Raw genomic sequence first — 13,267 nt, 5'->3', positions numbered from 1 at the left:
TTCATGATTATTTGGTTAATGCTTTTAGGAATCGCCGTTTGTTTAACCACTTTTTTCGTTGGTCTGACAATTTACAGTGGTTGGCAACGGCAAAATATTAAGGGTTTGCTGATTATTTCGGTAATCGGTCTACTCGCGGTGTTTGTTTGTTATTACTTTTTTAACCAAGCCATTCAACGCCCGCAACTCTAATTAAAACCGGCAACGATAACGATGACGTTATTGTTGCCGGTTTTTTGATTTCTTATTAAGAATCATTAAAAACTAATCACGCAATTAATTTTGCACGATGCTTTCATTGTCATGAATTCCGAAAAATCAATTGATAACGTTTCTCAATTAGTTATAATAGAATTAAACTTATTTTGTTAGGAGCTCAATCCGATGAAAGAACTGTCCACTACCCAACCAGTTGAACACCAACTCTGCCTATCCGAACGCTTAAATATCATTCGCGCCGGTGTCCTAGGCGCCAATGATGGCATTATTTCCGTTGCTGGGATTGTTGTGGGCGTGGCGAGCGCACATCAGAGTCAATACACACTCTTCTTAGCGGGCGTCTCTGGCATGCTTGCTGGCGCCTTTTCGATGGGTGGCGGTGAATACGTTTCGGTCAGCACCCAACGGGATACTCAAAAATCCATGATGCGCTTGCAAAAAGAAGCCATCCAAAATGAATACGCTGATGAAGTTGCTAGTTTAACGCGCACATATGAATCAAAGGGATTACCGACGCCACTCGCTAGTCAAGTGGCTACGGCCTTCATGCAAAAAGACAGTCTCGATATCACGCTCCGTGAAAAATACAATATTGAACTCCACCACTATTTTAATCCATGGCACGCGGCCTTCTCTTCTTTCTTCTCATTCATGTTTGGTGCCCTGTTGCCCTTACTAGCGATTACATTGATCCCATACCCGTATAAGGTCGGTGGCACGATTATCGCCGTCATCTTCGCCCTAGTCGCGACCGGATTCACTAGTGCGTCACTCGGTCACGCTAACCGTTTAAAAGGTATTTTACGCAACGTCTCAATCGGTCTGTTAACGATGTTTGTCACCTATTTAATTGGTAGCGCAATCGGCTAATCTGAAATTAATTATAAAACGGAGCTAATCTCAAGAAAATCTTGATGATTAGCTTTTTTTGATGGCTTAAACAAAAAAAAGCCCAACCGAAGTTGGACTTTGAATTTAATTTGATTATTTAACTTCTGGAGTACTGAACCATTCGATACGTTCTTTAACAAGGTCAGTAATAGCTTGAGTACCAGGTGCAAATAACTTACGAGGATCAAAGCCTTTACCTTGTTGATCTTTGCCAGCTTCGATATATTCGCGAGTTGCTTTAGCAAATACTAATTGACATTCAGTATTAACGTTAACTTTTGAAATACCCATTGAGATAGCTTTGATGATTTGTTCCTTAGGAATACCTGAACCACCGTGTAATACTAAAGGAATCTTGATAACTGAAGCTAATTCTTCAAGACGTTCGAAGCTTAAGCCTTTCCAGTTAGCGGGGTATACACCATGAATATTACCAATACCAACTGCTAAGTAATCAGGACCAGCAGCTGCTAATTGTTTAGCTTCTTCAACGTCAGCTAATTCGCCAGCGCCAACGATACCGTCTTCTTCACCGCCAATTGAACCAACTTCGGCTTCAACTGAGATGCCTTTAGCATGTGCTAAAGCAACGATTTCTTTTGTCTTTTCTAAGTTTTCTGCAAATGGTAAATCATGACCATCAAACATAACTGAGTTGTAACCAACTTCGATACATTCTTTAGCAGCTTCGTAGTTACCATGGTCTAAATGCATGATAACAGGAACAGTGATATTCATTGCTTTAATTGTTTGTTGAACCAAGTTTAAACATAATTCGTAGCCACCCATATATTTAGCAGCACCCATTGATGTTTGGATCAAGATTGGTGTATTTGTTTCTTGACCTGCAGCCAAGATAGCGCGAGTCCATTCAAGGTTGTTTGTGTTGAATGCACCAACAGCGTAATGACCTTCACGAGCAGCTTTGAAAATTTCTGTACCATTAACTAATGACATGAAAAAGCCTCCAGATTAATTGCAACTATTTGAAGTTGCGATTTTTGAATACGAATCTATTTTAACATATTTTTAGCAAATAAGAATCAACTTTGCTAACTTTCTGAAAATGAAAACGCAACCAATTATTTCACAAAAAAAGTCTGAGTGAATTTACTCAGACCACTTTAATGCTAAAATCGGCTGTTACCAATGTCCCCGGCCAGAATCGAACTGGCAACCTATCGCTTAGGAGGCGATTGCTCTATCCAGTTGAGCCACGAGAACGCTACAAATAATATTGTCGCATTCAAGGGATTAATTGTAAAGTCGATTTGTTCAATCTGTTACTGATTTAAAGCTTGGTGCATCGTTTCTTCCCCTAAGGTTAAAACGGCGCCCGCCGCGATTAATATCGCGGCCGTGAAGATACCAAAAATAATCGGTAAGCTAACTTGACGGCCGATTAAGGTCCCAACCATCATCGGCCCGACAATCCCGCCAATTCGGCCGACAGCGGCCGCTAAGCCACTGCCACTACCACGGACGGCTGTTGGATATTGTTCTGGCGTATAAGCGTACAACGCACCCCACGCGCCTAAATTGAAGAAGGATAATAACGCTCCAGCTAAAATTAATAACCCGACACTATTCGCCGTCCCAAAAGCTAACGCACTAACGGCCGTCCCAATTAAGAATGTCCCGAGCACCAATTTACGGCCCCATTTTTCAATCAACCACGCGGCAACGAAATAGCCGGGTAACTGTGCTAAGGTCATGATTAAGACGTATTCAAAGCTGTGCACTAAACTGAATCCTTTTAGCACCATGACACTTGGTAACCATAAAAACATCCCATAATATGAAAAGACAACTAGAAACCATACCAACCACAACATGATCGTTCTGCGACGATACGTTTCTGACCAAAGGGTTGCTAAGCGTTGTCCTAACGGAATTTTCCGGTTAATTAACTGCGGTTCGTGTTCCTGTTTAATATGTTTTCGTAAGATCAACGTGTAAACAGCGGGTAACGATGTGATTAACAATACCACTCGCCAACCCCATGTTGGAATTACAAAGTAAGCTAGTAAGCTTGCGACTAACCAGCCGGCCGCCCAAAAACTTTCCAATAAGACCACTGCACGGCCCCGTGTTTCGGCCGGTGTATTTTCAGAAATCAGAGTTGACGCTACTGGCAATTCGCCACCGAGGCCAGCACCGACTAATAACCGTAAAACTAAAAATAAACTCAATGAGGTACTAAAAGCCGAAATCCCATTGCCAATTGAAAATAACAATAACGAACATAATAAACTATTCTTACGTCCAATTTTATCCGCTAGAATTCCAAAAAAAACGGCCCCAATTGCCATTCCGACTGAACTGATACTCCCAATCAGACCCATTTGGCTACTGTTGAGTTGCCACTCTTTCGCTAAGGCCGCGATGACGAAAGAAAGTAAGCCAACGTCCATTGCATCAAATAACCAAGCCCCACCTGCTGCCCATAATAATGTCCTGTGTTCTTTTTGCATCTGTCATTCCCCTTATCCATACCCTTTTATATGACTACAGGCATTATCATACGGAAAATGCAGACACGTGTCAAGACACCTATTTATTTTTCGTAGCACACACCAAGTTCCGATAGCGCCGTTAATATCCGTTCAAAATCCTGTTCTGATGCACATTCTATCGTATGCAAATGAACCCCATCGGTTAACGTTGCTAATAACCGTTGTTGTGGATTGGCTTTAATTTTTTGTATAAATCGATTGACATCTGTCAAGGTCGCAATCCCTAATTGGCCCGTTAATTCACCGTATAAGGGATGATCAACCGTCACATCGACGACCCGACCCCCATTTTGAATAATCGCTGTTAATTCAGCACGCGTTTTGGCAGGCGTATGTTGGCAAACAACTTGGCCGCGGTAATATTGTTGGCGTTGTTGGGCCGTCTGAATATAATAACCGCTGACCGTTGCAATCACGTTGACCCCTTGGGCGCGAATTAACGCAATATCGCCCACAATTGTTTGACGACTCACTTCGTATTGCTTGGCCAACGTTTTAGCGCTAATTGGTTGCGAACTATCCTGAATAGCGGCTAAGACGGCCGCACGTCTTTCTTGGGTTGTCATTTTTACGCCTCCGTTAATTTAGTTAGTGCTTATTTTAAGCGTAATCGACTAAAAAAGCTATCCCAAAAAATGGCATAGCTTTTCTAATCTATAAGGTTTGACCGTTACTACGAATCACTTTTTGATACCAATAGAAACTATCCTTAGGATACCGGTTCAATTCTTTTTCATCCGTTTCGTCGCGATCGACGTAAACAAAACCGTACCGTTTTTGGTAACCGTTCGTCCAACTTAATAAATCAGTAAAACTCCAAGTCGTATAACCGATGACCCGAACGCCATCGGTAATGGCTTCTTGAATCGCTTGAACGTGGGCTTTCAAGAAAGCAATCCGGTAAGTATCATGGATTTCACCATCAGTTTCAAGCGTATCATACGCGCCTAACCCGTTTTCAGTAATGAGTACTGGCAAGTGATAGCGACTTTCAATCCGACGTAATGCGATTCGCAAGCCTTCAGGATCAATATTCCAATCCCAATCGGTTTGTTGCATGTAAGGATTCTCAGCCGTCTTATAAGCGCCAGGCACGCCACTAGCTTGACTGGTTCCCTTTTTGCCAGACGTATTCTGTTTCGTCAAACCAACACCATCTTCTAGCGAATTCGCCGTTACCGTATTCGTTTGGTAATAATTCATCCCCATAAAATCAGGATGCGCTAATGGGTCGCTCAGTAACGCTTGGTCGGCTTCTGTGATTTCAGGCGCAATTCCTTGGTTTTTCAGATAAGTCATCACCAAGGTTGGGTAACGGCCCCACGCGTAAACGTCTAACCATAAGTCAGCGTTCAACTGTTCCGCATTGTCCGCAGCCACTTGGTTGACTGGATTCGCATCTAACGAATAAGTTGGGCTGTAAGCAAAGCTAGGTCCAATCCCACCTTGATACCCTTTTTCGTGGAATAATTTAATCGCACTCGCATTGGCTAAATTAGCCATGTGGTTCGCTTGATAAGTCCGTTTAGCGTCCATCACTGCTGGTGGATGCTCCGCCGTTAAATAGCCATGGGTAATAAACACATTTTGTTCATTCAAAGTCACCCAATGACTGACTCGATTACCAAAACGTTCAAATAATAACTGCGCGTAAGCTGTAAAATCATCGACTATCTGACGTGATTCCCAGCCACCGTATTCATCTTGGAGTGCTTGGGGTAAATCCCAATGATAAATCGTGACGATTGGTTCAATATGATTGGCTAACAGTTCATCAATCAACTGGCTATAAAATTCGATACCAGCTTCATTAACCGCACCACGACCAGTTGGTAAGACCCGGGGCCATGAGATCGAGAAACGATACGCTTTTAAGCCGGCTTTGGCCATCAAAGCGACGTCTTCACGGTACCGGTGGAAATGATCAACCGCAACGTCGCCATTCGTCTCTTTAAACGTCTTACCCGGAATCCGTACAAACTGATCCCAAACTGATAACCCTTTTCCTTCAGCCTGATAAGCCCCTTCGATTTGATACGCTGCTGATGCTGACCCCCACAAAAAATTAGTGGGGAAAGGTGCTAATTTAGGATATTCCATCTTAATTTGCTCACTTTCGAAATAATTTGTAAAGGCGGAGACGCGCTTCTTGAGCAATCTTTTCCGCTCAAGTCAGCGCTCTATTCTGAAACGCGCTTCTACACACAGGTTCCTGCGCTTAGCTACGTTTCGCAAACAAAGTCCATAACCCGGACTTTATTCACGAAACTAGGCTAATGCTCAGAAGCTATTCGTGCGTATCAGCACTCTATTTTTCAAACGCGCTTCTGAGCTAGCTTCTTCCGTCTAGCTACGATTAGTAAACTATGACCAAAAACCGGTCACAATTCACTAATCTAGGCTATACTCAGAAGCTGACCAGCTCAGTCAGCGCTCTATTCTGTGTACGATTTTTCAATCTGTTTTAGCATTTTTTTGAAACCGCGTTTGCGCATGAAACCCATAATGACACCCATGAAGGCGTCGTTGGCTTGCTGCAATTTACCACTGGCTTTGGCGCTTTCGCGGTAAATCACTTGCACTGATTTCGGGCCGTTTGCAAAGATATCATAACTCGCTTGATAGGTCCCACGTGTCGAACTTGTTTCATAATGGTAACTTTGATCTTTAATCAATTGCGTTACTTTAATCGTCGCTTTACTATTGTTACCGAAGCTTTTATCGTAAGCATAATTCATTAATTGAGCGGGCGTCACTGATTGACCCGTTTGTTTACGAATATCAAATAAAACAGAATCAATTACCTTCTGATAAAAATAACTAGCCGGAATATCTAACGTTTGTTTAATTTCCATCGATAATCACCTCATCTGATTCAATTTTCTAGAATTATTGAACAACCCCAGCTTGGAAAAATAGAACGGCACCCCATGGTTGCGCCTTAATAGCTGCTTTAGCAATTTTAACGGCTGCTTCTAAATCAGTTTGATTGGTTTCAAACAATAATTTCATTGGTGCTTCTTTTTTAACATACTTGAACGTGACGCCGTCTTGATTGTACCCATCAAGTAGTCCAATAATTTGATCCTGTTGAATTGGTGCGTTTAAAAAAATCATCGATTGATCCCCTTTTTAAGTAAAAGGGATTGGCTGACAATTCAGCCAACCCCAATTTAATTATTTCGTTTAATAAGTATGAACTTCAAGACCAGCCATTTTACGATAAACATCGACTACTTCACCAGCTAAATCGCGGAAAGTAATCGCATTCATTAAATGATCTTGTGAATGAACGGTTAATAAAGTCACTTCAATATGATCGCCACTAGCTTCTTTCGTTAACATGCCAGTTTGTGAATTGTGTGCTTCAGAAAGTGCTGCATCAGCTTCTTTTAATTTAGCGGCGGCTGTTTCAAAATCGCCTTTTTTAGCGGCTTGGATTGCTTCCATTGAGCTACTCTTAGCGTTCCCACCGTTGATAATTAAACCCATGATTGCTTCTAAATTTTGTTCTTCTGCCATTATAAAATCCTCCTCGATTTCTCTGATGATGCCAATAGTATTCAATTATTCATATCAAATCTTTAAAGGGCTTACAAAAATAATCAATCTGTCAATCCTTAATCGCATCGATCAGAAAGTCTAGCCAATTAAAACTGATACTCCTATTGTAACCGCTTCAAAAATTTTGTCAATTAATTCTATCAGTATTTGTTATTTAACGGCTAGGCCAATTAAAAAAAGCCCCAATCATTTGCAATGATTTTAGGGCTTTTAGGTTTAGACCGTTAGTCGATATTTTTTTTATGATACCCTTTGTTCTTTTGGTTACGGTTGCGATTCTTCTTGTGTTTTGGTTTTAAATTCTCAGGTTGTGCCCGACTCGGTTTAACCGGATTCGGCCGTTTTACCGGTTGTTTAGGCGCATCTGTTTTCGTAACGCTAACCGCTACTTTTTCAGTACCATCTGTTATTTTTTCAGTAACTTGTTCCTTTTGAACGGGTTCTGGTTTAGGCGCTACTGGGCGCGTTTCTTCCAAATGATCGCCTACTAGATAACGCGTAACTAAATCATATTCAGGCGCTAATAACTTGCGTAAATTACGACCATCATGTTGGTTCCCCAACGTTAAGACCGTCCCTTCACGACCCATCCGACCAGTCCGACCAGCCCGATGAATGTAAGTAATCTTAGCATTCGGCACGTCAAAATTAATCACGTATGGTAAATCGGTGATATCCAATCCCCGACCCGCAACATCCGTCGCCAATAAGAGTTGAATCTTATTTTCGCGGAAATCTTTTAAGGCCTTTTGACGTTCTGTTTGCCGACCTTGACCAGAAAGTGACGCGTAAGTCACTTTTTGATGGCCTAAAGTCCGCGCCGCTTGTAATAATTGGGCTGATTGATTAAAAATGACCAAACCACGGAAATGTTTTTGATGGGCTAAATGCCGCAAGACATTCACTTTTTGGGCATTGCCGGTTGGAATGAAGGCGTGGAGCACTTCGCCACCGGTCCGATCGACATCGCGGACATCAATCGTTTCAACTTCGACGCCAAACCATTTTTCCAATTCCGTTAAAATTTCAGTGGAAGTCGCTGAAAAGAAGCCTAATTGGACATCGGCAGGTGATTCCTGCACAATGTGGCGGGTTTCGGTTAAACCATTATCAGTCAACAATTCATCGGCTTCATCCATGACAATCGCTTGTAAGCCATAGAATTTAATTTTACGTTGTTCGTTTAATTCTAATAAACGGCCCGTCGTTGCGACGATAATCTCGGGTTTTTCTTTCAACCGTTCGATTTGACGTTTAACGTTGGCTTTACCCGTAATCGCCTGCACTTTACAGTCAATCGCTTTAGCGTAAGGTAGAATCACATCCCGGGTTTGAATCACGAGTTCTTGGGATGGCGCCAAAATTAAGATTTGTAAGCCTTCGCCAGGCATTACCTTCTCTAATAAAGGTAATGAAAAAGCTAGCGTTTTCCCAGAGCCGGTTGGTGCTAGGCCCAGGATTGATCGATCATTTTTTAATGGTTGTTCAACGGCTAGTTGAATGGGCGATTGTTCTTTAAAACCTTGTTCGTCCCATAATGCTTGAAATGCTGGTGAAACGCTCATGTATTGCCTCCGTTAATCTGCATCAAACACAATGCCAGCAGATTGACGTAATTGGTAGACGACCTGATTGACTGTTTGACTGAGTTGTAATAGTTCATGATACCGTTTTGTGTCGCGATTAGCAATAATCTCAGCAAAAATTGTCGCTTCGGCCACCATCGGATTGGCAAGTGGCGCTTGGCCTAAAGCCGTTTTTTGCGCGCCATCATTTTCGTAACGACTGACCGTGCCAATCGTGCCCGCATTATCCAACACAATCGTCGTTTGACCGCTATAAATTTCGGAATTCAAATAAGAATCAACCGTCTTACCGAAGATCAACGTGACATCAAAATCAGCGTAATGCAAGGTCGCAACGCCTTTACCGTCGACCCCAGTTGGCAAAATTTCAGCTTGATAATCAACGGATTCAGGAGCGCCAAACCAGCTGACGGCATCGTAAACCACATAGACGCCTAAATCTTGCAACGCCCCACCTGAAAAATGACGCGAGAAAATATTTGGTTCTTCCCCAGCCAAAACGGCATCATAACGGGATGAATATTTCATGTAGGCCAATGTCGCACCATTGATTGTTGGCAAGGATTGAATCGCCGTTTGTGCAATTTTGAAATTGGCTTCATGCACGTGCCGCGCTGCTTCAAATAAAAATTGATCAGGTCGATCTTTAAGCATCGCTTGAATCGTCGCCATTTCAGTCGGATTACTGAAAGCTGGCTTTTCGACAATCACATTTTTGCCCGCTTCGAGTGCCTGTTTAGCTTGTTCAAAATGCAAGCTGTTGGGAGACGCAATATAGACGGTCGCAAAATCACCCGCGATGAAAAAAGTGGCGAGGTCGGTATAATCTTGTGCCGCACCTGCTTCATAGTCGGTTCTAAATTGTTGGGCTTTAGCCGCCGTCCGTGAATAGACTGCGGTTAATTCAAACGCTTCAGCTGTTCGGGCCGCTTCCACGAACTGTCCCGTAATCCAATTGGTCCCAATAATGCCTAATTTTTGCATGACATTCAACTCCTCATTTAAGTAAGTTCAGTATACGGGAAATAGGTCTGAAATCCCATCAAAACGTTTACAAAATATTTTATTGAAAAATCAACCTTAAGTCCGAGAACAATATCCACAAAAAGAAAGTCATTCGTGCTAAAATAGAACTATATTGAGGTGTGATTATGAGAATTTTTCGTTTTAAAAAACCAAAGGAACTTTTTGAACAGACCATTCACCAATATCAGCAAAAAGTGCGAACGGCTCAAGCCAGTAAAGTCGCAAGTTTTTATGCCGGTAATTGGTCTTTTAACGACGAACAAACCCATAAGACACACACGTTGAAGATTACGCCTAACCTCCTCGTCCAAATTGATAATAAACCGCTCTCCGGTAACGTCATTCAATTGACCGAAGATGAATTAATTTTTTTAGACCATTTTGGTTACCAATTAAAAATTACCTGTGAAGATCAACATCCCGTTTCAATTTATGATGAAGCTGAAGACACTGATTATCCGATTGAATAAGTAAGGATACATAATTAAAAGTCCCAATCTCAAAAAATGAGATTGGGATTTTTTTAGTTATGCTAGTTAATCCTCAAAGCCTAACCATTCGAGTCAGCGCTTATTTTCTCTTAACGCGCTTTTGAATTGCAACAACTTCCGCTTAACCTAAAATACCAATTATCTTAAGTCCAAGATAACTGGTATTTTCTGTTAATGCTCAATTGCTAAACGCAATCCAACACGCTTATTTTCTCTTAACGCGCTTCTCAGCCAACTTCTTCCGTCTAGCTACAAATCAATCGTCATGACTAAAGCCCAGTCACAACGCTCGATTTTAGGCTATACTCAGAAGTTAATCGGCTGAGTCAGCGCTCAGCTTTTTTAACGCCTTTCTTGGGACTTCATTTCGATCGACTTTTTGCCATGAGACGACGCCTTTTAGTGAATTGACTCTTAATTGAAGGTAAGCTTGATGCTTTAATGGTGTTGATTTGACACCGTTGAAATCCACTTTTTTTAGGCGGCCTTGGTCGTCGTATGCCTTTTGTTGATATTGATAGCTGACGTGGTTTTCACCTTGATCGTCTTGTTCAACTTTTTTCTGACCAACCGTCGTAATCTGGGTGTAGTACATCTTACCGCTATAATATTGTTGGTAGATGCCCCAACTGCCACCGATGAAAAAAAGGACGATGGCGGTTAATAACCACCAGCCTTTGCGTCTAAATAAACGATTCAATTGATTCATTAAAAGGTTCCTTTCTGAACTTGGCGCCATTGGGCTTTGGTTCCCGTAAAGACCGCCAATTGATAAGTTGCTTGTCGATCTTGTTGCGGTAACGGACTGGCTAACGTGTATTGCCAAAAGCCACTGGTTTGCGTTGCTTTAGGGGCAGCACTTGTTGTTTGCCACAATGGATATTGCCCCTTAGCTGGCCGGTAACGGTTAACGATTGCTGGGGTTCCACCCAGTAGACAATCTTTTTGATAATGTTGATTAATTAACGCAATGAGTTGAGCGACCGCCTTTTGCGTTTTCTTGGTCGCCGGCTTTTTTTGTTGATATTGACCGTAATATTCAAGATAAATCATGATTGGTAAGTTGCCGCTATCTTGGCCCACCGATTTAAATAACTGGGCTGCTTGCTGTTCTGGGGTGCTATCGAAACTAAAATAATGATAGATGCCGACTTGCAGCCCTGAACCAACCGCCCGACTATAATTGCTATCAAAATAATCATCTTTGTAACTCGCACCCTCGGTCGCCTTTAAATAGACGAATTGGACGTCTTCTTTTTTTAACTTTTGAAAATCCTGATAACCATCTTCCTGACTGACTTTCAAGCCTAACACTGGGTACTGATTAACGTTGGGGCGATCCGTACGTTGCCAAAACCACCAACTTAGCCCGCCTGCCAATATGGTTAACAGACAAACAATTAGGCCTATTTTGCGCCAATAATGTTTTTGAAAACTATCTTGAAAGATCGGTTTGAACCTTTGTCCCATGACTGTTCACCATTTTCATCGTAATATCTTTCAGTTTACTATTGATACTCGATTTCAACAAGCAACCTAACAATTTTGTTCGTCGCCCGCTTTATTTGTTTGCGTTTTCACTAGAATCAGCTACAATATGGTCAAGGAGGCGTTATATGCTAGATGATCGGTTACTAGGCCAACGATTCTCATTACCAGATGACAAACCAACTGGCACAATCGCTTTTTTTGGCGTGTTATACCACTATCAAGTCACGGGTGAACCTTCAGCGGGCCTTTTGGTTGAAGTCACGGCTGTCACACCGCTATACTTAATCGTAACAGCACACCAAGCTGTTTTAGATTATTAATTTATCTTTAGAGAAGGGGTTTTATCATGGGCATTTTCTTAACCATCTTATTAATTGTTGTTTTAGTCTTAGTCGCCATCACACTATTTTCATCATTCGCTTTAATTCACACCGGGGAAGTTGGGATTCTCGAACGGCTTGGGGTTTACGTTAAAACGTTGGAACCCGGCTTTCACATTGTGATTCCCTTTTTGTACCACATCACAGAAATCGTCAACATGAAACAGATTCCACTGAAAGTCGCTGAACAAGAAGTGATTACCAAAGATAACGTTGTCGTCATGATTTCAGAAACATTGAAATACCACATTACCGACGTTAACTCATACGTTTATAAAAATAAAGATTCCGTTTTAAGTATGGTCCAAGACACCCGCGCACAACTCCGAGGGATTATTGGCAACATGGATTTGAACGATGTCTTAAACGGCACCGAACAGATTAACCACACCCTCTTTGAACAACTGAGCGAAGTGACAGCCGGTTACGGTTTAAACGTCGATCGGGTCAACATCGATTCAATCCAAGTCGCGCATGACATTCAAGATTCAATGAACAAATTACTCCGCGCTTCTCGTGAAAAAGAAGCCAATATTATGGAAGCGGAAGGTTTGAAAGCCGCTGCGATTCGTAAAGCCGAAGGGGTTAAGGAAGCTAACATCCTTGAAGCCGAGGCCAACAAACAAACACAGATTTTGGAAGCCGAAGGGAAAGCCCAAAGTCAACGGACCGTTGCCGAAGCGGTTAAGGATCAAATTAATTTGATCAATTCTAGTTTGGTCAACAACGGTGAACTTTATTTACAATTCAAGAATATTGAAGCGATGGAACACGTCGCAGCTGGCCAGAATAACACAATTGTCTTACCTAACAAATCAATCGACAGCCTAGGCACTTTACCAGCCATAGGCCAACTCTTAAAAGACCAAACGAAATGAGCGCTGAGACACACGAATAGGTTCTGAGCATTAGCCTAGTCTGGTGAATAAAGTCCGGTTTATGGACTTTGTTTACCAGACGTAGCTAAGCATAGGAACCTGTGTGTAGAAGCGTGTTAAAAGAAAATGAGCGCTGACTCGAGTTGATCAGGCTTTGAGGATTAACCTAGACATGGGTGTTATGAGTGGTTTTTACTCATAATGCCCATGTCGTAGTTAACCGGA

16 protein-coding genes and 1 tRNA gene are annotated in these 13,267 nt (G+C 42.1%); 5 read left to right on the top strand and 12 right to left on the bottom strand.

Going from position 1 to position 13,267, the window contains the following annotated elements; genetic code table 11:
• Positions 1-3 precede the first annotated feature (3 nt).
• Together ACVPPQ_RS07170 and ACVPPQ_RS07165 are read left to right on the top strand one after the other, a co-directional pair.
• The gene (locus ACVPPQ_RS07170; RefSeq protein ID WP_463493634.1) at positions 4-192 is read left to right on the top strand and encodes a hypothetical protein; all 189 of its coding nucleotides are present in this window, start codon (positions 4-6) and stop codon (positions 190-192) included.
• Positions 193-384: 192 nt separating this feature from the next.
• A complete protein-coding gene (locus ACVPPQ_RS07165; RefSeq protein WP_463493632.1) occupies positions 385-1,089 on the top strand; it encodes a VIT1/CCC1 transporter family protein in 705 nt (234 codons plus the stop codon).
• A 114-nt stretch (positions 1,090-1,203) separates the two neighbouring features.
• On the opposite strand, the gene fba is transcribed toward ACVPPQ_RS07165, so the two are convergent.
• From fba to ACVPPQ_RS07115, 10 genes are all read right to left on the bottom strand, one after another.
• The gene (fba, locus tag ACVPPQ_RS07160; RefSeq protein ID WP_463493631.1) at positions 1,204-2,067 is read right to left on the bottom strand and encodes a class II fructose-1,6-bisphosphate aldolase; all 864 of its coding nucleotides are present in this window, start codon (positions 2,065-2,067) and stop codon (positions 1,204-1,206) included.
• 193 nt (positions 2,068-2,260) lie between these two features.
• Positions 2,261-2,334 (bottom strand) — tRNA-Arg (locus ACVPPQ_RS07155).
• Between the two features lie 59 nt (positions 2,335-2,393).
• Entirely contained in the window at positions 2,394-3,584 is a 1,191-nt protein-coding gene (locus tag ACVPPQ_RS07150) for an MFS transporter (RefSeq protein ID WP_463493629.1), read from the bottom strand.
• A gap of 83 nt (positions 3,585-3,667) precedes the next feature.
• Positions 3,668-4,192, bottom strand: coding sequence for a 3H domain-containing protein (locus ACVPPQ_RS07145; RefSeq protein WP_463493627.1), 525 nt, complete (start codon positions 4,190-4,192; stop codon positions 3,668-3,670).
• 88 nt (positions 4,193-4,280) lie between these two features.
• Positions 4,281-5,726: a glycoside hydrolase family 1 protein gene (locus tag ACVPPQ_RS07140; RefSeq protein WP_463493625.1), complete on the bottom strand. Its 1,446-nt coding sequence runs from the start codon at positions 5,724-5,726 to the stop codon at positions 4,281-4,283.
• 335 nt (positions 5,727-6,061) lie between these two features.
• A complete protein-coding gene (locus ACVPPQ_RS07135; protein WP_463493623.1) occupies positions 6,062-6,481 on the bottom strand; it encodes a DUF3284 domain-containing protein in 420 nt (139 codons plus the stop codon).
• Positions 6,482-6,515: 34 nt separating this feature from the next.
• Positions 6,516-6,743: a hypothetical protein gene (locus ACVPPQ_RS07130; protein WP_463493621.1), complete on the bottom strand. Its 228-nt coding sequence runs from the start codon at positions 6,741-6,743 to the stop codon at positions 6,516-6,518.
• A gap of 69 nt (positions 6,744-6,812) precedes the next feature.
• Positions 6,813-7,148: a PTS lactose/cellobiose transporter subunit IIA gene (locus tag ACVPPQ_RS07125; protein ID WP_025083590.1), complete on the bottom strand. Its 336-nt coding sequence runs from the start codon at positions 7,146-7,148 to the stop codon at positions 6,813-6,815.
• A 266-nt stretch (positions 7,149-7,414) separates the two neighbouring features.
• The gene (locus tag ACVPPQ_RS07120) at positions 7,415-8,755 is read right to left on the bottom strand and encodes a DEAD/DEAH box helicase (RefSeq protein WP_463493619.1); all 1,341 of its coding nucleotides are present in this window, start codon (positions 8,753-8,755) and stop codon (positions 7,415-7,417) included.
• A 12-nt stretch (positions 8,756-8,767) separates the two neighbouring features.
• Positions 8,768-9,760, bottom strand: a complete 993-nt coding sequence (locus tag ACVPPQ_RS07115; RefSeq protein WP_463493618.1) for a Gfo/Idh/MocA family protein — start codon at positions 9,758-9,760, stop codon at positions 8,768-8,770.
• A gap of 167 nt (positions 9,761-9,927) precedes the next feature.
• On the opposite strand from ACVPPQ_RS07115, the gene ACVPPQ_RS07110 reads away from it, so the two are divergent.
• Positions 9,928-10,272 (top strand): DUF4828 domain-containing protein, encoded by a 345-nt coding sequence (locus ACVPPQ_RS07110; protein WP_254680054.1) that lies wholly within the window; start codon positions 9,928-9,930, stop codon positions 10,270-10,272.
• A gap of 334 nt (positions 10,273-10,606) precedes the next feature.
• Here the strand turns inward: ACVPPQ_RS07110 and ACVPPQ_RS07105 are convergent, their stop codons facing one another.
• Positions 10,607-11,002, bottom strand: coding sequence for a YxeA family protein (locus ACVPPQ_RS07105; protein ID WP_254680053.1), 396 nt, complete (start codon positions 11,000-11,002; stop codon positions 10,607-10,609).
• Complete coding sequence (locus tag ACVPPQ_RS07100) at positions 11,002-11,673, bottom strand: GH25 family lysozyme (RefSeq protein ID WP_233210640.1); 672 nt, start codon at positions 11,671-11,673, stop codon at positions 11,002-11,004. The genes ACVPPQ_RS07105 and ACVPPQ_RS07100 overlap by 1 nt, the downstream gene beginning before the upstream one ends.
• 236 nt (positions 11,674-11,909) lie before the next feature.
• On the opposite strand from ACVPPQ_RS07100, the gene ACVPPQ_RS07095 reads away from it, so the two are divergent.
• Together ACVPPQ_RS07095 and ACVPPQ_RS07090 are read left to right on the top strand one after the other, a co-directional pair.
• Entirely contained in the window at positions 11,910-12,104 is a 195-nt protein-coding gene (locus ACVPPQ_RS07095) for a hypothetical protein (RefSeq protein ID WP_463493615.1), read from the top strand.
• A gap of 26 nt (positions 12,105-12,130) precedes the next feature.
• A complete protein-coding gene (locus ACVPPQ_RS07090) occupies positions 12,131-13,042 on the top strand; it encodes an SPFH domain-containing protein (RefSeq protein WP_463493613.1) in 912 nt (303 codons plus the stop codon).
• Positions 13,043-13,267 lie beyond the last annotated feature (225 nt).

This window comes from Latilactobacillus parafuchuensis, from assembly GCF_055271665.1.
Note: the sequence above shows the minus strand (reverse complement) of the source record. Positions and strands in the feature narration are given on the sequence as shown.

Excerpts from the sequence above, each read along its gene's own strand:
- ACVPPQ_RS07110 (WP_254680054.1), top strand. The coding sequence starts at position 9,928 with ATGAGAATTTTTCGTTTTAAAAAACCAAAGGAACTTTTTGAACAGACC.
- ACVPPQ_RS07165 (WP_463493632.1), top strand. The coding sequence starts at position 385 with ATGAAAGAACTGTCCACTACCCAACCAGTTGAACACCAACTCTGCCTA.
- ACVPPQ_RS07135 (WP_463493623.1), bottom strand. The coding sequence starts at position 6,481 with ATGGAAATTAAACAAACGTTAGATATTCCGGCTAGTTATTTTTATCAG.
- ACVPPQ_RS07120 (WP_463493619.1), bottom strand. The coding sequence starts at position 8,755 with ATGAGCGTTTCACCAGCATTTCAAGCATTATGGGACGAACAAGGTTTT.
- ACVPPQ_RS07145 (WP_463493627.1), bottom strand. The coding sequence starts at position 4,192 with ATGACAACCCAAGAAAGACGTGCGGCCGTCTTAGCCGCTATTCAGGAT.
- ACVPPQ_RS07090 (WP_463493613.1), top strand. The coding sequence starts at position 12,131 with ATGGGCATTTTCTTAACCATCTTATTAATTGTTGTTTTAGTCTTAGTC.
- ACVPPQ_RS07140 (WP_463493625.1), bottom strand. The coding sequence starts at position 5,726 with ATGGAATATCCTAAATTAGCACCTTTCCCCACTAATTTTTTGTGGGGG.
- ACVPPQ_RS07095 (WP_463493615.1), top strand. The coding sequence starts at position 11,910 with ATGCTAGATGATCGGTTACTAGGCCAACGATTCTCATTACCAGATGAC.
- ACVPPQ_RS07105 (WP_254680053.1), bottom strand. The coding sequence starts at position 11,002 with ATGAATCAATTGAATCGTTTATTTAGACGCAAAGGCTGGTGGTTATTA.
- ACVPPQ_RS07150 (WP_463493629.1), bottom strand. The coding sequence starts at position 3,584 with ATGCAAAAAGAACACAGGACATTATTATGGGCAGCAGGTGGGGCTTGG.
- ACVPPQ_RS07125 (WP_025083590.1), bottom strand. The coding sequence starts at position 7,148 with ATGGCAGAAGAACAAAATTTAGAAGCAATCATGGGTTTAATTATCAAC.
- fba (WP_463493631.1), bottom strand. The coding sequence starts at position 2,067 with ATGTCATTAGTTAATGGTACAGAAATTTTCAAAGCTGCTCGTGAAGGT.
- ACVPPQ_RS07115 (WP_463493618.1), bottom strand. The coding sequence starts at position 9,760 with ATGCAAAAATTAGGCATTATTGGGACCAATTGGATTACGGGACAGTTC.
- ACVPPQ_RS07130 (WP_463493621.1), bottom strand. The coding sequence starts at position 6,743 with ATGATTTTTTTAAACGCACCAATTCAACAGGATCAAATTATTGGACTA.
- ACVPPQ_RS07170 (WP_463493634.1), top strand. The coding sequence starts at position 4 with ATGATTATTTGGTTAATGCTTTTAGGAATCGCCGTTTGTTTAACCACT.